The organism is Cellulomonas phragmiteti (assembly GCF_016862775.1).
In the GTDB taxonomy this organism is placed as follows: Bacteria; Actinomycetota; Actinomycetes; order Actinomycetales; family Cellulomonadaceae; genus Cellulomonas; species Cellulomonas phragmiteti.
Genome location: NZ_BONP01000019.1, coordinates 36,558 through 57,007, shown reverse-complemented (window position 1 = coordinate 57,007; position 20,450 = coordinate 36,558). Strand labels below are relative to the sequence as shown.

At 74.7% G+C, this 20,450-nt stretch carries 18 protein-coding genes; 13 read left to right on the top strand and 5 right to left on the bottom strand.

Going from position 1 to position 20,450, the window contains the following annotated elements:
- Positions 1–5: 5 nt before the first annotated feature.
- On the bottom strand, positions 6–1,292 hold the full coding sequence (locus Cph01nite_RS14430; protein WP_203675368.1) for an extracellular solute-binding protein: 1,287 nt from the start codon (positions 1,290–1,292) through the stop codon (positions 6–8).
- A gap of 290 nt (positions 1,293–1,582) precedes the next feature.
- The gene (locus Cph01nite_RS14425) at positions 1,583–4,162 is read right to left on the bottom strand and encodes an ATP-dependent Clp protease ATP-binding subunit (protein WP_203675366.1); all 2,580 of its coding nucleotides are present in this window, start codon (positions 4,160–4,162) and stop codon (positions 1,583–1,585) included.
- 326 nt (positions 4,163–4,488) lie between these two features.
- On the opposite strand from Cph01nite_RS14425, the gene Cph01nite_RS14420 reads away from it, so the two are divergent.
- On the top strand, positions 4,489–4,707 hold the full coding sequence (locus Cph01nite_RS14420) for a hypothetical protein (protein WP_203675364.1): 219 nt from the start codon (positions 4,489–4,491) through the stop codon (positions 4,705–4,707).
- Positions 4,708–4,783: 76 nt separating this feature from the next.
- On the opposite strand, the gene Cph01nite_RS14415 is transcribed toward Cph01nite_RS14420, so the two are convergent.
- Positions 4,784–5,662: a potassium channel family protein gene (locus Cph01nite_RS14415; protein ID WP_203675362.1), complete on the bottom strand. Its 879-nt coding sequence runs from the start codon at positions 5,660–5,662 to the stop codon at positions 4,784–4,786.
- Entirely contained in the window at positions 5,659–5,781 is a 123-nt protein-coding gene (locus tag Cph01nite_RS19255) for a hypothetical protein (RefSeq protein ID WP_275407408.1), read from the bottom strand. Before Cph01nite_RS19255 ends, Cph01nite_RS14415 begins: the two co-directional genes overlap by 4 nt.
- A gap of 157 nt (positions 5,782–5,938) precedes the next feature.
- Here Cph01nite_RS19255 and map point away from each other — a divergent pair, with 157 nt between their 5' ends.
- From map to Cph01nite_RS14355, 12 genes are all read left to right on the top strand, one after another.
- Positions 5,939–6,709 carry a type I methionyl aminopeptidase gene (gene map, locus Cph01nite_RS14410; protein ID WP_203675399.1) on the top strand — a complete coding sequence of 257 codons (771 nt, stop codon included), beginning with the start codon at positions 5,939–5,941 and terminating at the stop codon, positions 6,707–6,709.
- A gap of 150 nt (positions 6,710–6,859) precedes the next feature.
- On the top strand, positions 6,860–8,077 hold the full coding sequence (locus tag Cph01nite_RS14405; protein ID WP_203675360.1) for a toxic anion resistance protein: 1,218 nt from the start codon (positions 6,860–6,862) through the stop codon (positions 8,075–8,077).
- Positions 8,078–8,117: 40 nt separating this feature from the next.
- The gene (locus tag Cph01nite_RS14400) at positions 8,118–8,633 is read left to right on the top strand and encodes a hypothetical protein (protein ID WP_203675358.1); all 516 of its coding nucleotides are present in this window, start codon (positions 8,118–8,120) and stop codon (positions 8,631–8,633) included.
- Entirely contained in the window at positions 8,630–10,069 is a 1,440-nt protein-coding gene (locus Cph01nite_RS14395; protein WP_203675356.1) for an AAA family ATPase, read from the top strand. The genes Cph01nite_RS14400 and Cph01nite_RS14395 overlap by 4 nt, the downstream gene beginning before the upstream one ends.
- Complete coding sequence (locus Cph01nite_RS14390) at positions 10,066–11,352, top strand: GlnX family signal transduction membrane protein (protein ID WP_203675354.1); 1,287 nt, start codon at positions 10,066–10,068, stop codon at positions 11,350–11,352. Before Cph01nite_RS14395 ends, Cph01nite_RS14390 begins: the two co-directional genes overlap by 4 nt.
- Positions 11,349–12,305, top strand: a complete 957-nt coding sequence (locus Cph01nite_RS14385; RefSeq protein ID WP_203675352.1) for a glutamate ABC transporter substrate-binding protein — start codon at positions 11,349–11,351, stop codon at positions 12,303–12,305. Before Cph01nite_RS14390 ends, Cph01nite_RS14385 begins: the two co-directional genes overlap by 4 nt.
- Positions 12,302–13,435, top strand: coding sequence for a hypothetical protein (locus tag Cph01nite_RS14380; protein WP_203675351.1), 1,134 nt, complete (start codon positions 12,302–12,304; stop codon positions 13,433–13,435). The genes Cph01nite_RS14385 and Cph01nite_RS14380 overlap by 4 nt, the downstream gene beginning before the upstream one ends.
- Entirely contained in the window at positions 13,432–15,789 is a 2,358-nt protein-coding gene (locus Cph01nite_RS14375) for a serine/threonine-protein kinase (protein WP_203675349.1), read from the top strand. Before Cph01nite_RS14380 ends, Cph01nite_RS14375 begins: the two co-directional genes overlap by 4 nt.
- Positions 15,786–16,961, top strand: coding sequence for a PP2C family protein-serine/threonine phosphatase (locus tag Cph01nite_RS14370; protein WP_239069280.1), 1,176 nt, complete (start codon positions 15,786–15,788; stop codon positions 16,959–16,961). The genes Cph01nite_RS14375 and Cph01nite_RS14370 overlap by 4 nt, the downstream gene beginning before the upstream one ends.
- A 95-nt stretch (positions 16,962–17,056) precedes the next feature.
- Positions 17,057–18,334: a VWA domain-containing protein gene (locus Cph01nite_RS14365; RefSeq protein WP_203675345.1), complete on the top strand. Its 1,278-nt coding sequence runs from the start codon at positions 17,057–17,059 to the stop codon at positions 18,332–18,334.
- Positions 18,331–19,149 (top strand): double zinc ribbon and FHA domain-containing protein, encoded by an 819-nt coding sequence (locus Cph01nite_RS14360; RefSeq protein ID WP_203675343.1) that lies wholly within the window; start codon positions 18,331–18,333, stop codon positions 19,147–19,149. Before Cph01nite_RS14365 ends, Cph01nite_RS14360 begins: the two co-directional genes overlap by 4 nt.
- A gap of 50 nt (positions 19,150–19,199) precedes the next feature.
- On the top strand, positions 19,200–19,805 hold the full coding sequence (locus Cph01nite_RS14355) for a SanA/YdcF family protein (RefSeq protein WP_239069279.1): 606 nt from the start codon (positions 19,200–19,202) through the stop codon (positions 19,803–19,805).
- Between the two features lie 32 nt (positions 19,806–19,837).
- Here Cph01nite_RS14355 and Cph01nite_RS14350 read toward each other — a convergent pair whose 3' ends face one another.
- A complete protein-coding gene (locus tag Cph01nite_RS14350; protein WP_203675340.1) occupies positions 19,838–20,416 on the bottom strand; it encodes a DUF4240 domain-containing protein in 579 nt (192 codons plus the stop codon).
- Positions 20,417–20,450: the final 34 nt, after the last annotated feature.

Genomic DNA, 20,450 nt, shown 5'->3' with positions numbered 1-20,450 from the left:
ACGCGCTACTCCTTGGCGGCAGCGGCGTTGACGGTCGCAACGATGCTCTCGGCGTCGCCCTGGCCGGCGAGCATCTCGACGACGGCCGTGTTCAGCGCGTTGCCGACGTTCTGGCCGAAGAGGGTGTCCAGCCACACCGACACGTACGCGGCGTCCTCGTAGGCGGCGAGCACCTCCTGCAGCGCGGGGTCGGCGACGACGCCCAGCGCCTCCTTGCTGGCCGGGATCGACACGAACGCCTCGGCGAACGCCTCCTGGTTCTCCTTGAGCAGCAGGAAGTTGAGGAACTCGGCGCACTCGGCCGGCGCGTCGACGTGGCAGCTCAGGCCGTCGATGCCGCCCATCATCGCCGTCGGGTCGCCCTGGCCGCCGTCGACCGCGGGGAACGGGAACCAGCCGAGGTCGGCCAGCGGCTCGCCGTCCGGGGTGAGCCCGGCGATGACGCCCGGGTTCCAGGCGCCCATGAGCTCCATCGCCGCCTGGTGGTTGGCGAGCAGACCGGCCGACGACCCGGCACCCTGCTGCGCGGTGGTGGTGAGGTAGCCGTCGTTGAACGGCTCGAGGGCCGCGAAGTCGGCGTACTCCTCACCGGCCTGCGTCCAGCACGGGTCGTCGAAGCTGCGCTCGGTGGCCGCGGACTCGATCGTCTCCTGCGAGCACGAGCGCAGCGCGAAGAAGTAGTACCAGTGGGCCGCCGGCCAGGCGTCCTTGGCGCCCAGCGCGATCGGCGCGATGCCCGCGGCCTCGAGCTTGGCGACGGCGTCCCCGAGCTCGGCCATCGTCGCCGGCGGGGTGTCGATGCCGGCCTGCGCGAACAGGTCCTTGCTGTAGAAGATGCCGCCGGGCAGCACCGCGGTCGGCATCCCGTAGACCTTGCCGTCGACGGTGAAGGCGTCGATCGTCGTGCCGAGGGCGTCGCGCGTGGCGTCGTCGATCCGGTCGGTGAGGTCCATGACCTGGCCGGCCTCGACGATGTCGGCGAGCTTGCCGCCGCCGCGCGCCATGAACAGGTCGGGGGCGTCGCCCGAGTTCAGGGCGGTCTGCAGCTTGCCGTCCATCTCCTCGTTCTGCACGACCTGCAGGGTGATCTCGACCCCGGGGTTCTCAGCCTCGAAGGCCGCCGCCATCGCCTCCTGGTACGCCTTGCCGTCGTCGGTCGTCGAGTTGTGCCAGAAGGTCATCCGCACGGTGCCGTCGCTGCTGCCCTGGTCGCCGGACCCGGCGCACCCCGCCAGCGCCAGCGCGCCCACGACCACGGCGGCCGACGCCGCCAGCGTTCTCGTTGCCCTCATCAGATCTGTCCTCTTCGTCGAGCCAGCTGATCCCAGACGGCGCCTGGGTGCCCCCTGCCGTCGGGTGCGTCCACCGGGGCGCGCCCGGGGGCACGCGGTGTCACGTCATCGGACACCGGCCGGACGCACCCTTGCCGTGGCGGCCGGGACCGACTCTCGCAGGACGTCAGATGTAACGTCAAACCTCGGGCAAAACGTGCTGGCCACATTGTCCGGTTATGTCACGGAAAAGCTGCGGGCACGACGACGGCCCCGGTCCCTCGCGGGGCCGGGGCCGTCGGTGGTGCGGGTCAGGCGGGGGCGAGCCCCGTGCCGCCGTCGCCGCGCGCGGGCGACGTCGGGGCCGGCGGGACGTCGGTGCCGGAGCCCGGCGTGCCGACGGACGCGCCGACGGGGACCGGCTCCTTGGACGCCGCGGTGCGCGGGACGCCCCGGAACAGGAACTCCCCGAGCAGGCCCTCGCCCTGGGCGTCGACGATGACCGTCTGCCCGGCCTTGAGCTCGCCGAACAGGATCTTCTCGGACAGGGCGTCCTCGATGTCGCGCTGGATCGCACGACGCAGCGGACGCGCCCCGAGCACCGGGTCGTACCCCTTCTCGGACAGCAGCTTCTTGGCCGCCGGGGTGATCTCGATGCTCATGTCCTTGTCGCGCAGGCGCTTGTCGAGCTTGGCGACCATGAGGTCGACGATCGCGAAGATCTCCGGCTGCGAGAGCTGCGGGAACACCACGACGTCGTCGACACGGTTGAGGAACTCGGGACGGAAGTGCGTCTTGAGCTCGTCGTTGACCTTGGCCTTCATGCGCTCGTAGTCCGTGGCGAGCTCGCCGCCGGCCTGGAAGCCCGTCATGACGCCCTTGGCGATGTCCCGCGTGCCGAGGTTCGTGGTCATGATGATCACGGTGTTCTTGAAGTCGATGACGCGACCCTGGGAGTCGGTCAGGCGACCGTCCTCGAGGATCTGCAGCAGCGAGTTGAAGATGTCCGCGTGGGCCTTCTCGACCTCGTCGAACAGCACGACCGAGAACGGCTTGCGCCGCACCTTCTCGGTGAGCTGGCCGCCCTCGTCGTACCCGACGTACCCGGGGGGCGAGCCGAACAGCCGCGAGACGGTGTGCTTCTCCGAGAACTCCGACATGTCGAGCTGGATCAGCGCGTCCTCGTCCCCGAAGAGGAACTCGGCGAGCGCCTTGGCCAGCTCCGTCTTCCCGACACCCGTGGGGCCGGCGAAGATGAACGAGCCACCGGGCCGCTTGGGGTCCTTGAGGCCGGCCCGCGTGCGGCGGATGGCCTGCGAGAGCGCCTTGATCGCCGCGTTCTGGCCGACGACCCGCTTGTGCAGGTTGTCCTCCATGTGCAGCAGCCGGCTGGACTCCTCCTCGGTGAGCTTGAACACCGGGATGCCCGTGGCGTTCGCCAGCACCTCGGCGATGAGCTCCTCGTCGACCTCGGCGACGGCGTCCATGTCGCCGTTCTTCCAGGCCTTCTCCTTCTCGATGCGCTTGAGCCCGAGCTGCTTCTCCTCGTCGCGCAGCCGCGCGGCCTTCTCGAAGTCCTGCTCGTCGATCGCCGACTCCTTGTCGCGGCGCGTCTCGGCGATCTGCTCGTCGAGCTCGCGCAGCTCCGGCGGGGCCGTCATGCGACGGATGCGCAGGCGCGCGCCGGCCTCGTCGACCAGGTCGATCGCCTTGTCCGGCAGGTACCGGTCGTTGACGTACCGGTCGGCCAGCGTCGCGGCGGCGACCAGCGCGGAGTCCGTGATGGACACGCGGTGGTGCGCCTCGTAGCGGTCGCGCAGTCCCTTGAGGATCTCGATCGCGTGCTGCAGGTTCGGCTCGGAGACCTGGATGGGCTGGAAGCGCCGCTCCAGGGCCGGGTCCTTCTCGACGTACTTGCGGTACTCGTCGAGCGTGGTGGCGCCGATGGTCTGCAGCTCGCCGCGCGCGAGCATGGGCTTGAGGATCGACGCCGCGTCGATCGCGCCCTCGGCGGCGCCCGCCCCGACGAGCGTGTGGATCTCGTCGATGAACAGGATGATGTCGCCGCGGGTGCGGATCTCCTTGAGGACCTTCTTCAGTCGCTCCTCGAAGTCACCGCGGTAGCGCGAGCCGGCGACCAGGGCGCCGAGGTCGAGCGTGTAGAGCTGCTTGTCCTTGAGGGTCTCCGGCACGTCGCCGCGGACGATGTCCTGCGCGAGGCCCTCGACGACCGCCGTCTTGCCGACGCCGGGCTCCCCGATGAGGACCGGGTTGTTCTTGGTGCGGCGGGACAGCACCTGCATGACCCGCTCGATCTCCTTCTCGCGCCCGATGACCGGGTCGAGCTTGCCGTCGCGGGCCGCCTGCGTGAGGTTGCGGCCGAACTGGTCGAGCACGGCCGACCCCGACGGCTGCCCCTCGGCGGGGCCGCCCGACGCCACGGGCTCCTTGCCCTGGTAGCCCGAGACGAGCTGGATGACCTGCTGGCGCACGCGGTTGAGGTCCGCGCCGAGCTTGTTGAGGACCTGCGCGGCGACACCCTCGCCCTCGCGGATCAGGCCGAGCAGGATGTGCTCGGTGCCGATGTAGTTGTGGCCGAGCTGCAGCGCCTCGCGCAGCGACAGCTCCAGGACCTTCTTGGCACGCGGCGTGAACGGGATGTGCCCGCTCGGCGCCTGCTGGCCCTCACCGATGATCTCCTGCACCTGGGCGCGGACGGCCTCCAGGGAGATGCCGAGCGACTCCAGGGCCTTGGCCGCGACACCCTCACCCTCGTGGATCAGGCCCAGGAGGATGTGCTCGGTGCCGATGTAGTTGTGGTTGAGCATCCGCGCCTCTTCCTGGGCGAGGACGACCACGCGACGGGCTCGGTCCGTGAATCTCTCGAACATGTGCACTCCTCACGAGCGGCGTGCCCCGGCTGCGCCACGCGGCAGGGGTTCCGCGCGGAGCCGACAGAGCGGCGTGTTTCGATGCTAACGGCGGGGTACCACCTCGACGTCCCGTGTTCGCCGCAGGCGGAGAGGGTCGACGCGCCTGCTGAGGCATCGGCGCGCGGACACCGCGGCTGAACGGGCGGAGCGGACGAGACGTCGGCCGCCGTCGCCCCCGTGCACGTGCGTCGACCCGGCGCCCGCTCGGTGTCGACGGGGGCCTCGGTCCCGGGGTCGACGGAGCCGGTTGATCCGCGCACGTGGGTCGAGTAGACATCGATGATGTGACTCGTCCCGACACCTCCCTGCTCGCGCGCCCGGTGGTCGTCATCTCCCTCGGCGTCGCGCTCCTCGTCGGCGCCGTCGTCCTGATGGTCGCGCGCCCCCTCTGGAACGATGCGGGCGCACGGCGGCCGGTGCTGGTCGCCGCGTCACTCGGATCGGCGGTCGCGGGTGCGAAGCTGATCTCCCTGGGCCGCCACCACGACAGCAGCGAGAAGTGACGGCTCCTCCCGTTCGTGGTCATGGCGTCGTCGCCGCACGTGGGTGGGCAGGTGCGTCCTCGATGAGGACCGCCGCTCAGAGCCCGTCCTGCCGGTGGTCCGCGAGGTACGCGGCCACGACGTCCTCCCGCTCGGTGCCGTGGGGGCGCAGGAACGTCGTGCCGAGCGCCACGCACAGGTCGTCGACGACCGTGCCCAGCAGCGCCGCGGCGCCCTGCACCGCGGGATCGGGCGCGTGGCTCCCCCGCTCGGCCAGCTCCGCCGCGCCCTCCAGCGCGACGGCCAGGGAGGCGTGCGGGTCCCGTTCCCGGAAGTAGTAGGACGTCGTCGAGTGCTGCAGGTCGACCTGCACGCCGGCCAGGTCCCGCGCCACCTGCTCGAGCAGGCCGTAGCCGGGGACGACGGCCACGCGTTCCCGGTCCGTGCGACGCAGCGCCACGAGGAAGCGCGCGCAGCTCCGGCGCCGCGCGAGCGCCTGCTGCACCTGGGTGACCCAGGTGATGACGGCCGTGAGGAGCGTGAACCCGATGAGCGCCTCGCCGGCGGTGAGCAGCCGCAGCCACCCGTCGGTGGGCACGATGTCACCGAACCCGAGCGTGCTCAGCACCACAGCGGACAGGTAGAGCGCGTCGACGACCGGGGCGCCGGCGTCCGCATCGAGCCCTGCGTCGTAGGCGTAGCCGTCACGGCCGAGCCACCCGAGGTGGACCAGGGCGAACCCCAGCACCACCAGCCCCACCCAGGCGACGATCACCGCCACCATGACGAGCGGCCCCGCGACGTCCAGCACCGCCCCGCCGCAGCGGCGTGCGCAGCGCCACACCACCCTGCTCACCCACCGGGTGAGCCTCCCCTCGCCGGATGGGTGCCACAGGGTGCGGAACACGTCGCGCAGGGCGGCGCCCGCGACCAGCGCACCGAGCACCGCGCAGCCCGCCGCGAGGGCCCCGTTCACGGGCGGAGCTCTGCCGGCGTGGGCTCGCCGAGCACGCGCAGGGGCACGACGAGGGTCACGTACGCCGCGGTCCCGACGAGCAGCCCGCGGACGATGTCGGACCAGCCGTCGCACCACATGCCTGCCTGCCTACCACGCGACCCGCCCGGGCGCGGCCCGGGGGGTGCGGGGCGGGTGCGGGGTTCGTCGCGCGAGAGGATGTCCCTGCACGTCGGCGACCACGTCGGGCAGCAGCCGCGACGCCGCACCGGCGGCACGACGAGAAGGGCGCACCACGTGATCGAGATCCTCAGCCCCGCCGAGGTGGACCGCGCCCGGGACACCGGCGCCCTGGTCGGCGGGATCCTGCAGGCGCTGCGCCGCCGGGCCACGGTGGGCACGAACCTGCTGGAGATCGACCGGTGGGCGCAGGCCATGATCCTCGACGCCGGTGCGCAGTCCTGCTACGTCGACTACGCACCGTCCTTCGGGCGGGGCCCCTTCGGCCACTACATCTGCACGGCCGTCAACGACGCGGTCCTGCACGGGCTGCCGCACGACTACGTGCTGCGCGACGGCGACCTGCTGACCCTGGACCTCGCGGTGTCGCTGCGCGGGATCGCCGCGGACTCCGCGATCAGCTTCGTCGTCGGTGCGACGCGTGACCCCGCGGACGTCGCGCTGATCGACACGACGGAACGCGCCCTGGCCGCCGGGATAGCCGCCGCACGCCCGGGTGCGCGCACCGGTGACCTCTCGCACGCCATCGGCACCGTGCTCACCGCCGCCGGCTACCCGGTCAACACGGAGTTCGGCGGCCACGGGATCGGCTCGACCATGCACCAGGACCCGCACGTCGCGAACACCGGACGCCCCGGGCGGGGCTACCCGCTGCGGCCGGGCCTGCTCCTGGCGCTCGAGCCGTGGGTCATGGCGGACACGGACCGGCTCGTCACCGACGCCGACGGCTGGACGCTGCGCAGCGCGACGGGCTGCCGGACCGCGCACAGCGAGCACACGATCGCGATCACGGACGACGGCGCCGAGGTCCTTACGCTGCCCCGCTGACCGGACGGGTGGGCCGGCCCGCCGACCGGCGGGGAACCGAGATCTGCACCCGGACGTTCGTGCAGGTGCCGCGCCTGGTTCCGGTAGCGTGACCAGGGTCGTCAGCAGCGGCGCAGCGGCACGCGAGTGCGCACCCCCGGAGGACCAGAGATGACCGAGCCCACCCCCCTGCAGGCGCCCGCGCCCGCCTCCGCGTTCGCCCTCGAGGCTCCCGCCCCGGTCGCCCCCGTGGCCGCCCACGACGCCCCGGCGATGGCACCCCGCGTCGACCCGGCCGCGCTGCCGGGCCTGGACGCGAAGGTCGGCGCGTTCCTGGCCGGGCTGGACAGCGTGCAGGCCGGCTCGCCCGAGTTCGCCGCCAAGGCCGACGACGTGCGCCTCATGGGCGACAGCGACGTGCGCGCCGCGGCCGACACGTCGAACCGGCTGCTGCAGGTGCCGGTGCGCGAGCTGCGCGAGGGCGGCGTGTCCGGCACGTCGCAGGTCTCCAAGTCCCTGCTGGACCTGCGCCGCACGGTGGAGGACCTGGACCCGTCCGAGAAGACGGTGGGCAAGAAGCTGTTCGGCCTCCTGCCCTTCGGCGACTCGCTGACCGACTACTTCCGCCGCTACGAGTCGTCGCAGAAGCAGATCGACGCGATCGTCAAGGCGCTGTACCGGGGCCAGGACGAGCTGCGCAAGGACAACGCCGCGCTCAACCTGGAGAAGCAGAACCTCTGGGACACGATGGGCCGGCTCAACCAGTACATCTACGTGGCGAGCTCGCTGGACACGCAGCTGTCCGCGAAGATCGCGCAGCTCGAGGTCACCGAGCCCGAGCGCGCGCGGGCGCTGCGCGAGGACGTCCTGTTCTACGTCCGGCAGAAGCACCAGGACCTGCTCACGCAGCTCGCGGTGTCGATCCAGGGCTACCTGGCGATCGACATCATCATCAAGAACAACATCGAGCTCATCAAGGGCGTCGACCGGGCGACGACGACGACGGTCTCGGCGCTGCGCACCGCGGTGCTCGTCGCCCAGGCGCTGAACAACCAGAAGCTCGTGCTCGACCAGATCACGGCGCTCAACACCACGACGTCGAACATGATCGCCTCGACGTCCAAGCTGCTGCGCGAGCAGTCGGTCGTCATCCAGCAGCAGGCCGCGAGCGCGACGATCGGGCTGCCGCAGCTGCAGCAGTCGTTCTCCGACATCTTCGCCGCGATGGACTCGATCGACACGTTCAAGGTGCAGGCGCTGGACTCGATGGCGCAGACCGTCGGGGTCCTGGAGACCGAGACGGCGAAGGCCAAGCAGTACCTCGACCGGGTCTCGCGCTCGGACCGCACCGAGGTCGCCAGCGGGTCGCTCGACCTGGGCCTGCGCTGACGGCCCGGGTGTCACGCGCGGGTGGGGAGGTGAGCGGCCGGTGAGCGCACTCGGCGACCTCGTCGCGCGCCTGCTCGGGCGCACCCCGCGGCACGTCGTCGTCCTCGAGGAGGACCCCGTCCCCACGGCCGAGCAGATCGCGACGGCCGTGCGGGACGTCGAGGCGAGCATCGAGGGGCGCGTGCCCGCCGCGGTCACCGCGCGCGTGCACCGCATCACCGGCACGGTGGAGGACATGGTGCCGCGCCTCGACCGCTTCGGCGTGGGCGACCGGCAGGCGTACACCGTGGTCGCGACGGCCACGAGCTACCTGCCCGAGGCCGTCGAGGGCTACCTGCGGCTGCCGCGCGACTTCGCGGACCGTCGCGTGGTGTCCCGCGGCAAGACGTCGCTGATGCTGCTGTGCGACCAGCTGGACCTGCTGGCCGTGACGCTGGAGAAGATCTCCGACGCCGTGTACCGCGCCGACGCGCAGGCGCTGGTGGCGCACGGGCAGTTCCTCGCCGAGAAGTTCGGGCAGTCGTCGCTGGACGTGCCCGGGACGGGAGCACCGTGACCAGCCTGCCGGGCGTCCTCGACGCGCTCGTCGCCGCCGGGACCGCCGCCGGTCTGCCCCCGGCGGACGTGCGCGACGAGGGCGAGCGGCTGGCCGCCGCCGTGGCCGAGTCCGTCACGGGCGCGGGCCCGGCGTGGCTGGCGGCGGTCGGGCGCGCCGACGACGACCTCACGGGGTTCTTCGCCGCGGCCGCCTCGGCGCGCCGGTGGCGCCACGCCCCGACCGACCTGCTGACGTCGCTGGTCGCCGCGCGCTCGCCCCACGCGACCGCCTACGCCGACGCGCTCGCCCACGTCGCGTCCGCGGCCTGCGACCTCGGGGAGCCGAGCCTGCAGGTCGTCGCGGCCGCGTCGGTCACGGCCGCCGTGCAGCGCGCCGCCGCCGGCACGGCCGAGCCGGATCGCCCTCTCACGCCCGGGGCGGGGGCACACTCCGCAGGGCTGGATCGCACTCTCACCACCAGGGCGGGGGCGAGCACCCCCACCCCGGGCGTGAGAGAGCAATCCGGTACGGGACCTGCGCCCGAGGCGCCGCCCGAGAAGACGTTCGAGGAGCTGCTGGCCGAGCTGGACGCGCTCGTCGGCCTCGACCGCGTCAAGCGCGAGATCCGCCAGCAGGCCGAGGTGCTGCGCGTCGAGCGGCTGCGCACCGACGCCGGGCTGACCCGCCCGTCCCTGACGCGGCACCTGGTGTTCGTCGGCAACCCCGGCACCGGCAAGACGACCGTCGCGCGGCTCGTCGCCGGGCTGTACCGCGCGCTCGGGCTGCTGAGCAGCGGGCACCTCGTGGAGGTCGACCGCTCCGAGCTCGTCGCCGGCTACCTGGGGCAGACCGCACCCAAGACCACCGAGGTCGTCGCCACGGCCCTCGGCGGGGTGCTGTTCATCGACGAGGCGTACTCCCTGGCGGAGGACCAGTACGGCGCCGAGGCCGTGAACACCCTGGTCAAGGACATGGAGGACCACCGCGACGAGCTCGTCGTCATCGTCGCGGGGTACCCGCTGCCGATGGCCCGGTTCATCTCCACCAACCCCGGCCTCGAGAGCCGGTTCGCCACGACGATCGCGTTCGACGACTACACCGACGCCCAGCTGCGCGACATCTTCGCGCTCGCCGCCCGCAAGGCGGACTTCGAGCCGTCGCCCGAGGCGCTGGACCTCGTCGAGCAGATCGTCGCCGCGCAGCCCCGGCACGAGGGGTTCGGCAACGGACGCCTCGCCCGCAACCTCCTCGACCGTGCCGTGCTGCGGCACGCCTGGCGCCTGCGGGACGTCCCGACGCCGACGGTCGAGCAGCTGCGCACGCTGCTGCCCGAGGACCTCGCGACGGACGTCGAGGACGTGGCACCCGACCTGCCGGTGCCCGGCCCGTCCGGCGTCGACGACCCCGCCCCGCGCCCCGACGACCCCGCCCCGCGCCCCGAGGAGCCTGCGTGACCACGACCGTCGTGTCCTCGCCACCGAGCCGGCCGCAGCCGCCCGGTGCCGCCGCGCCCGCGGCCGCCCGGCCCACCAGCGGCTGGCGCTCGACCCCCGGCGGGCTGCGCCTGTGGGGCGCCGTCGCGGTCGTCGTCACCGCGCTGACCGGCCTGCTCGGTCTCACGGGCACGACGAGCCAGGGCGCCGCCGTCACCGGCGTGCGCGAGTCCGCCGCCCAGCTCGTCGGCCTGCAGGACGCCCGCAACCAGCTCGTCGCGGCCGACGCGGCGGCGACCACCGCGTTCCTCGTCGGTGGGCTGGAGCCCACGGACCTGCGGGCGAGCTACGACGCGGCCGTGGACGCCGGGGCGCACGCCCTGACGCGGCTCGCCGCGACCGGTCCCGACGGCGCCGACGGGCTCGCCGAGGTGTCGGCCGACCTCACCACGTACACGGGCCTGGTCGCCCAGGCGCGCGCGAACAACCGGCAGGGCTTCCCCGTCGGGTCGGCGTACCTCGAGGAGGCGTCGACGGTGCTGCGCGAGGACATCGTGCCCGCGCTCGACGCGCTGGTCGCCGCCGAGCAGGACCGCGTCGACGGCGAGCTCGGTGCGGTGCGCACGGCCGCGCCGCTGCTGGTCGCCGCCGTGCTGCTGGCGCTCGCGGCGCTGGTGGCGGTCCAGGTGTGGGTCGCGCGCCGCACGCGGCGGACGTGCAACGGCGGCCTGGTCGCGGCGACGGTCGCCGTGCTGGCCGTCGCGGTCGTCGGCGGCTCGACCCTGGGGGGCGCGTCGTCGCGCACGAGCGACGTGCACGACGGGCCCTACGCGGCGACCGTCGCGGCCTCGCAGGCGTACGCCCTGGTCAACGACGCCCGGTCGATGGAGGCGTTCACGCTGATCCGGCGCGGATCGGGAGCGGCGTACGAGGAGTCGTTCGTCGAGAACGTCACCGCGGCGCGCGAGGCGCTCGCCGGGGACGGCAGCCGGCTCGACCCGAGCCTCGTCGACCGGCTGGACGCGTGGGTGGGCGCGCACGAGGACGTGCGGGCGCTCGACGACGCCGGGGACTGGGACGGCGCCGTCGCGCGCGTCACCAGCGACGACCCGGCGGCCTCGCCGGCGCTGTTCGCCGACCTGTCCGCGAGCCTCACGGCCGCCGTCGACGCGGGCAGCGCGGACGTCGCCGACGGCCTGCGCACCAGCAGCGCCTGGGTCGGGTGGCTCCTCGCGGCGCTCGGCGCGATCGGTGCGGTGCTGGCCTGGACGGGGCTGCGCGCACGACGGGAGGAGTACCGATGAGCTCACGCACCACGACCCGCACGCGCACCGCCCTGGCGGTGGCCGCGCTGCTCGCCGTCGTCCTGGGAGGCTGCGCCACGCAGGCGACGACCGCGGCCACGGACGCCGCCGCCGCACCGGCGGCCGCAGCGGGCGCGCAAGCCGCGGCCGTCGAGTGCGACGACGCGACCACGTCGTACGCGCCGACGACCGGCACCGAGATCCCCCCGGGCTCGACCATGGCCGCGATCCGCGACCGCGGCTACCTGCTCGTCGGCGTCTCCGCGGACACCCTGCGGATGGGCGCGCGCAACCCGTTCACCGGGCAGATCGAGGGCTTCGACATCGACGTCGCCCGGCAGGTCGCCCAGGCGATCCTCGGCGACCCCGACGCCATCCGGTTCCGCGTCATCACCGCCGGCGACCGCATCCCCGTGCTGCAGGACCACGAGGTCGACCTGGTCACCCGCGCGTTCACCATGAACTGCGAGCGCTGGCAGGACATCGCGTTCTCCGCCGAGTACTTCACCGCGGGCCAGAAGGTGCTGGTCAGCACGGAGTCCGACGCGCAGGGCATCGAGGAGCTCTCGGGCCTGCGCGTGTGCGCACCCGACGGCACGACGACCCTGGAGCGCCTCGAGCAGTACGACGTCGAGCCCGTCGGCGCGCGCACGCACTCGGCCTGCCTCGCGCTGTTCCAGCAGGGACGCGTCGACGCGATCACCGGTGACGACACCGTGCTGGCCGGGTTCGTCGCGCAGGACCCGTACGCGCGCGTCGTCGGCGAGGCCTTCAGCGCCGAGCCGTACGGCGTGGGTGTCGCGGCGGACCAGGTCGACCTCGTGCGGTTCGTCAACGCGGTCCTCGACGGCATGAAGGCCGACGGCACGTGGGCGCAGGTCTACGACCGCTGGCTGGGCGAGGCCCTGGGCCCGGCGCCCGCGCCGCCGGCCTCCGTGTACGGACGGTCGTGACGACGACCGCCATGGCTGCCCCGTCCGCCGACGTCGTCGCGCCCGTCGCGCCCGGGCACCTGGGCGAGGCGATCCCCGCGCGCGACCTCCTGACGTACCTCGACGGCCTGCTGACGTGGCTCGACGACCGCCGCGCCCGCCTCGACGCGCTGGACACGGCCGCGCAGGCGACGGCCGACGCCGAGCGGTACACCCCCGACGTCGTGCTCGCGCTCACCGTGTGGCAGTCGGTGCGGCGCCGGGCGGACGAGCTCCTGGCGGTGTGGGACGACGGGCGCGTCACGGAGGTCGAGCGCGAGCGCATGTCGCAGCTCGTGTGGGGACGCGTCGACACGCGGGCCGGTGCGGCGCCGGTGTCGCTGCCCGAGGCCCTGACGCTGTGCGACGCGATGGTGTCGGCGCTGCGCACGCGCCTCGCGTTCGACCCCGACACCGCCGACGTGGTCGCCCGCCTGCGGGGCGTGCGGGCGTCGCTGGTGCGGGCCGAGGACCTCGCGGGCTCCGACGTGGCCGCGCGCGAGCGGCTCACGTCGCTGCGCGAGCACGAGCAGCGCCTGTCCGCGCAGGCCGCACGCGGCGGCGACGTGTCGGGCCCCCTGGCGGAGCTCGAGACGCGCACCGCGCACGCCGAGCGCGACCTCATGGTCGCCGTCTCCCAGCGCCGGTCCCTGGCCCGGGCGCGAGCGGACGCGCACGACACCGCCGCCGCGCTCGAGCGGCGCGAGCCCGCGCTGCACGGGCTCGCCGAGCGCTGCCGCCGCGAGATCGCCCACCCGCCGCGCCTCGCGGTGCCCGACGTGTCCCGCCTCGGCGCCGTCCCCGAGGACCGCGACGCGCTCGACGCGTTCGTCGCGCGGCTCGACGCGGTCCGCCGGGCGCTCGACGCCGCGCAGGACGCGTACAGCAACCCGCTGCGCGAGCGCGCCGAGCTGCGCTACCGCCTCGGGCAGGCGGCGGCAGCCGCGGCGGCGAACGGCCGCGACGCGTCCCCCACGGTGCGCGCCGGCCACGACGAGGCCCGCGACGCCGTCGAGACGACCCCCTGCGACGTGGGCCTGGCCCGTGCCCTCGTCGAGCAGTACGAGCACCTCGCCCGGCCCCTGCCGGGCGGACCTGGAGGAGCCCGATGACCAGCGCGACCGCCTGCCGCGAGCCCGGCTGCACCGGCACCTACGAGGACGGCTGGTGCGACGTGTGCGGCTCGCCCGCGCCCGCCGGTGCGACGTCCACGACCACCGGGACGACCACGCCACCCAGCACCGCCACGGCGACGGGGGCCGCCGGCTCGACGGCGGCCCGCACGCCGTCCGCGATGCTCGGCACGGGCATCGCCCCCGGGGTGCCGACCCCGGGCGCCGGCGGCGGCGACCTGGAGCCCGCCGGCTCCACCCGCACCGGGCGCACCAGCTCGACGCGCCTGCCCACGGCGGCGCTCGGGTCGGCGCGCACCCAGGCGACGGGCTCGCGCGCGACGCGCCGCCTCGGTACGTCCTCGACGCGGCTGCGCCGCGCCCGCCTCGGTGCGGGACTGACGTCGGTGCCCCCCGCCCCCGTGGAGGACCCGCTGCAGGCCGTCATGACGGACCCGCAGGTCCCGGAGCGCAAGCGGTTCTGCGCCGCCTGCGGCGAGCCCGTGGGGCGCGGGCGCGACGGCGTGCCCGCCCGGACGCAGGGCTTCTGCCCGTCGTGCGGCGCGCGCTTCGACTTCGACCCGCGCCTGACGCCCGGCACGCTCGTCGGCGGGCAGTACGAGGTCGCCGGGTGCCTCGCGCACGGTGGCATGGGCTGGATCTACCTGGCCCGCGACCGCAACGTCTCCGGCCGGTGGGTGGTGCTCAAGGGCCTGCTCAACAGCGGCGACCCGGACGCGGTGGCCGCCGCGATCTCCGAGCGGCAGTTCCTCGCCCGCGTGGAGCACCCGCTGATCGTCGAGATCTACAACTTCGTCCAGCACGAGGGCGACGGGTACACCGTCATGGAGTTCGTCGGCGGGCGGTCGCTGCGCGAGCTGCTCGTCGACCGCCGCGAGGCCGCCGGGCACGTCGACCCGCTGCCCGTCGACCAGGCCCTCGCGTTCGTGCTCGAGGTCCTGCCGGCGTTCGCGTACCTGCACGACGTCGGCCTGCTGTACTGCGACTTCAAGCCCGACAACGTCATCCAGGCCGGCGACGCGCTCAAGCTCATCGACCTGGGCGGCGTGCGGCGCGTCGACGACGACCACTCCGCGATCTACGGCACCGTCGGCTACCAGGCGCCCGAGGTGCCGGCCGACGGCCCGTCGGTCGCGTCCGACGTCTACACGATCGGCCGGACCCTGGCCACGCTCGTCCTGGACTTCCGCGGGAACACCACGACGTACGTCGCCGCGCTGCCGCCCGTCGACGAGACGCCGGTGTTTGCGCGGTACGACTCGTTCTACCGGCTGCTGGCCAAGGCGTGCGCCCCGGACCCGTCGGACCGGTTCGGGTCCGTCGACGAGATGCGCGCGCAGGTGCTGGGGGTGCTGCGCGAGGTCGTCGCCGCCGACCGCGGCGCGGGCGACCCGCCGCTGACGAGCGCGGCGTCCGTGCTGTTCGAGCCGCCCGTGACCGACCAGGTCGAGCGCCCCCTCGCGTGGGACGAGCTGCCGGCGCTCAAGGTCGACCCCGACGACCCGGCGGCGGGGTGGTTGTCCGGCGTCAACGTGACCGACCCCGAGCAGCGGCTCGTCGCGCTCGCGGACGCCCCGGACGAGACCGTCGAGGTGCGGCTGCTGCGCGCGACCACCGCGATCGAGGCGGGCCGACCCGAGGTGGTGACGTCCGCGGTCGAGGCGATCCTCGCCGAGGACCCGTGGGAGTGGCGGGCCGTGTGGACGCAGGGCCTGGCGCAGCTCGCCGCGGGCGACGCCGTGGCCGCACGCGCGTCGTTCAACGCCGTCTACGGGCAGGTGCCGGGCGAGCTGGCACCCAAGCTCGCGCTCGCGGTCGCCTGCGAGCTGTCGAACGAGCCGGGCATCGCCGAGCAGCTCTACGCGACCTGCGCGTACGCCGACGCGAACTACACGGCACCCGCCGCGTTCGGCCTCGCCCGGCTGCGCATGGCGTCGCTGCACGTCGACGACGCGCTGGCGGCGCTCGACCTCGTGACGCCCACGCGCAGCTCCTATCCCGAGGCGCGGCTCATGCGGGCGCGCGTGCTCGCCCGCTCCCGCCACGACCTGACGTCGCTGGCCGCGGCGCTCGACTCCGTGCGCACGGTGTCGCTCGACCCGGCGGACCGTGCCGGGCTGCGGGTGGACGTGCTCACCAGCGCGCTCGACGCCGTGGGGACGGGCACCGCCGCACCGGGCGTCACGCTCGACGGCACGCCGGCGACGCGCGTGGGGATCACCGACGCGCTCGAGGCGGCATACCGCGAGCAGGCGGCACTCACCGAGGACCGCGCGACGCGCGTGGCCCTCGTCGACCGCGCCAACGAGGTGCGGCGGTGGTCGGCGTGGTGACAGCGGCCCCGGTGTGCCCGGCCTGCGGGGAGCCCGCGGCCGACGGCGCGCGCTTCTGCGAGTCCTGCGGCACCCCGCTCACGTCCCCGGGCGCGACGCCCACGGACGAGGGCGCGGGCGCGGGGTCCGCGGCACCGGACGGGCCGGCAGCGGCCACCTCCCCCGCCGCCACCGCCGCCGCGGGCGGCTGCCGGGCGTGCGGCGGCGTCGTGGCGGCCGACGGCTACTGCGAGCAGTGCGGCGCCCGCGCGCCCGCGCCGCACGACCACGAGGAGGAGCAGCCCGCCCCGCACGTCGCGGGCGTCACGGACGTGGGCGTGCGCCGCCGCCGCAACGAGGACTCGATGGCCCTCGGGGTGGTCGGCGACGTCAGCGTGCTCGTCGTCTGCGACGGCGTGGCCTCCGCACCCGACTCCGACATCGCGAGCCAGGCCGCGGCGACCGCCGCCCGTGACGTGCTCGTCGCGGGTGCGGCCACCGTCGCGCCGGGCGACGCCGCCGCGTGGTCGCGCCTGCTGGTGGAGTCCGGCCACCGCGCCGACGACGCCGCCCGCACGGCCGTCGACGACGCCGTCGCGCGCACCGACCCGCCGTCGTGCACGTTCGTCGCCGCCGTCGTCAGCCCGCAGCTGCTCGTCGCGGGCTGGCTGGGCGACTCGCGCGTCTACTGGCTGCCCGACGCGGGCACCCCCGAGCAGCTCACGGAGGACGACTCGGTCGCCGCCGAGCTCATGGCCGGCGGCATGTCCCGCGCCGCGGCGGAACGCTCCCCCGAGGCGCACGCGATCACCCGCTGGCTGGGTGCCGACGCCGAGGAGACCACCGCACGCACGGTCGCGGCCCGCCCCGACGGCCCCGGCTGGGTGCTCGCGTGCTCCGACGGCCTGTGGAACTACGCCTCGGCGCCCGAGGTCGTCGCCGACCTGCTGCGCGACGCCGAGGGGCGCGTCGGCGCGGACCCCGTGGCGCTCGCGCGCGACCTCGTCGCGTGGTCGAACGCGAGCGGCGGGCACGACAACGTCACCGTCGCGCTCGCGCGCGTCGCCGGACCGCCCGCAGCCGGCCCGGCGCCCGCGCCCGACACGCACGTCGCCGACGCCGGGACCACGCCCACGACCCGCCGGCGACCTGCCGGTAGCCTCCCGGGAGAGCCGGACGCGCCGGCACCCTGACCGGTTTCCGACCGACGACCCGACCGACCCGATCGACCGCCCAGCCGCACCACCCGTCCGACGCCCCACAGCACCGCACCGCCGAGGAGCCAAGCGTGGCCACGTTCCGTGCCGAGGTCTTCCAGAACGAGTTCCTGCCCGACGGCGGGACCGACGTCCACGCGATCGTCACGGTCAGCGCCGAGGGCGTCGGCGGGGCGGCCACGACGGGCGGCGGCGTCGCCGAGATCATCATGATCGACACCTCGGGGTCCATGACCGGCCCGATGCTGGCAGCGGCCAAGCACGCCGCGCAGGTCGCGGTCGACCACATCCCCGACGGCACGTGGTTCGCCATCGTGTCCGGCAGCCACGTCGCCCAGCGCGTCTTCCCCTACCCGAACGCGCCCGTCGCGATCGTGCAGATGGAGCCCGCCGCGCGCGAGGAGGCCAAGCGCGCGGTGTCCCGGCTCGGGGCGCAGGGCGGCACCGCGATGAGCACGTGGCTGCGCCTGGCCGACCAGATCTTCGCCACCCAGCCCGCCGCGACGCAGCGGCACGCGATCCTGCTGACCGACGGCAAGAACGAGTCCGAGCCGCGCGCCCAGCTGACGTCGACGATCCAGGCCGTCACCGGGCGGTTCCAGTGCGACGCCCGCGGCGTCGGGGAGCGGTGGCAGGTCGACGAGCTGCGCGAGATCGCGACGGCCCTGCTCGGCACCGTCGAGCTCATCGCCGACCCGGCGGACATCGCGCGGGACTTCCAGTCGCTGCTGCGCACGTCGCTGTCCCGCGGGGTCGCCGACGCCCAGCTGCGCGTGTGGACGCCGCAGGGCGGGCAGGTCCTGTTCGTCCGGCAGGTCGCCCCGACGGTCGAGGACCTCACGTCCCGGCGCACCGCCGTGACGCCGCTGATCGGCGCGTACCCGACCGGGGCGTGGGCCGACGAGTCCCGCGACTACCACGTCGCGGTCCGGGTGCCGTCGAAGAACGTGGGGGCCGAGCAGCTGGCGGCGCGCGTGCAGGTCGCCGTCGCGGACGAGGTCGTCGCGTCGGGCCTGGTGAAGGCCGCCTGGTCGGACGACGCGTCGCTGACGGCGCGCATCAGCCCCGAGGTCGCGCACTACACCGGGCAGGCCGAGCTCGCCTCCGTCATCCAGGAGGGGCTGGCCGCCAAGGCCGCCGGCGACGAGGCGACCGCGACCGTCAAGCTGGGCCGCGCGGTGCAGCTGGCGGCCGAGACCGGCAACGACGAGGCGACGTCCAAGCTGCGGCGCGTCGTCGAGATCGACGACGAGGAGCACGGCACGGTGCGGCTCAAGCGCGGCGCGTCCCGGCTGGACGAGATGGCCCTGGACACGGCCTCGACCAAGACCTCGCGGGTGCGGCGATGAGCGTCGTCTGCCCCGACGGGCACGCGAGCGCCTCGACCGACTACTGCGACGTGTGCGGTGCACCGATCGGCTCGTCGGCGGCGGGCGGGGCCTCCACCGGCCCGTCGACCGCGGCGGTCCCGACGCCGAGCACCTGCCCCCACTGCGGGTCGCCCGCCGCGCAGGCCGCGCTGTTCTGCGAGAACTGCGGGTACGACTTCACGACCGGGGCCACCCCGGTGGCGGCGCCCCGGGCGGCGTCCCTCGACCTCGGCAGCGGCGTCGCCCCCCTCCCCGTGCCGTCCACCGACCCGCACGACCCGTCACCGGACCCGCTCGAGGCGCCGGCCGCGGTGGCCGCACCCGTGCCCGGTGCGCCGTCGACCGCCGGTGCGGACACGACCGGGCCCCTGGCCCCGCCCCCGCCCGGTGCGGACGCCTGGGTGGCCGAGCTGTGGGTCGACCCGGACTGGTACGCCGCGCAGCAGGCGGAGGACCCGATGCCGTCGGTCGGGCTGCCGGTGCTCATCCCGCTGCGGGAGCGCAGCGTGCTCGTCGGGCGCCCGTCGGCGTCCCGCAACATCCGCCCGCAGGTCGACGCCGGCGCGGACAGCGGGGTGTCCCGGCGGCACTGCCAGCTCAACACCGACGGTCACCGGTGGTGGGTCGAGGACCTGCAGTCGTCCAACGGCACCTTCGTCGCACGCGTCGGCGAGGCCCTGCCGGACGACCCGATCCCCGCCGGTCAGCGGCACGAGCTGCAGGACGGCGACCGGCTGTACCTCGGGTCGTGGACGCGGCTCGTGGTGCGCAGGGCGCTGCCCGGCGAGGTGTAGGGCGGCACCGACACGGCACCGGCCACCCGGCGTCCCACTACGGTGACGGCGTGCCCCACCCGCTGCGCACCCGTCGCACCGCCGCCGTCCTGACGGTGCTCACCGTCGCCGTCGTGCTGGGACCGTTCCTCGTCGTGCAGGGCGTCGGGCAGGCGCACGTGGTGCCCGACCCGGTGCGCGTGCCCGACCGGCCCGTCGCACTGGTCCTGGGGGCAGGCCTCACCTCGGCGGGCACCCCGTCGCCGTACCTGCGGCGACGGCTCGACGCGGCCGTCGACCTGTACGAGCGGGGCGTGGTGCAGGCGGTCCTCGTCAGCGGCGACCGCTCCGGTCCCCACTACGACGAGCCCGGGGCCATGCGGGACCACCTGATCGCCCACGGTGTCCCGTCCGGCGCGATCCTGCAGGACGACGCGGGCGTCGACACCCACGCCAGCTGCGTCCGGGCGCACGACCTGTTCGACGTCGACGCCGCGGTCGTCGTCACGCAGGACTACCACCTGCGCCGGGCCCTGTTCTCGTGCCGGGCCGCAGGGGTCGACGCCGTGGGGGTCGGTGTCTCCGCGCAGAGCGTGCGCCCGGTGCGGGCCGCCTGGTGGCACGTGCGGGAGGTCCCGGCCGCAGCGAAGGCCGTCCTCGACGCCCTGACCGGGTGACGCGGGGACGCCGCTCGACGCCCCGGTCGGGCTCAGGCGTCGAGGAACAGGGCCGCCAGGCGCGGGTAGCGCGCGCGCATCTCGTCGTCGTCGTCGAAGTCCCACTCGTCGTCGGCGGGGGTGTCGGGGTCCTCGGGCGCCGCGGCACCCGCGGACGTCGGGTCGTCGTCGGTCGGGTCCTCCTCGGCGGTCGGGGGCTCCTCGCCGGTGAGCCGCTCGTACGCGTCCCACGCGGCCGCCAGCATGTCCTCGGACTCCGCCTCGGTGTCCGCGTCGACCACGTCCGCCAGGGAGTCGGGGTCGGCGACGGCGGCCTCGAGGACGGCCCGCCCCTGCGCGACGAGCCACCCGAGGAAGTAGTCGAACCCGTCGTCGGAGCACCCGCCGCCGATGAGGTAGGCCGCGCCCCACAGGCGGTTGCCGTACGCGCCCGCCACGACCTGGTCGTAGGCCGCGTCGGCCTCCAGCGTCACCTCCGGACCCCGCTCGACCAGCAGGTCCGTGAGCGCCGCCGCGACGTCGTCCGCGTCGAGCGGGACCTCGGGCGCCTGCGTGCCGCGTGCCCGCGCGCGGGCGTCCTCGACCAGCTGCCAGTACGTGTCGGTGTCCATGGGCCCATGGTGGCAGGCACCACCGACGCGCGGG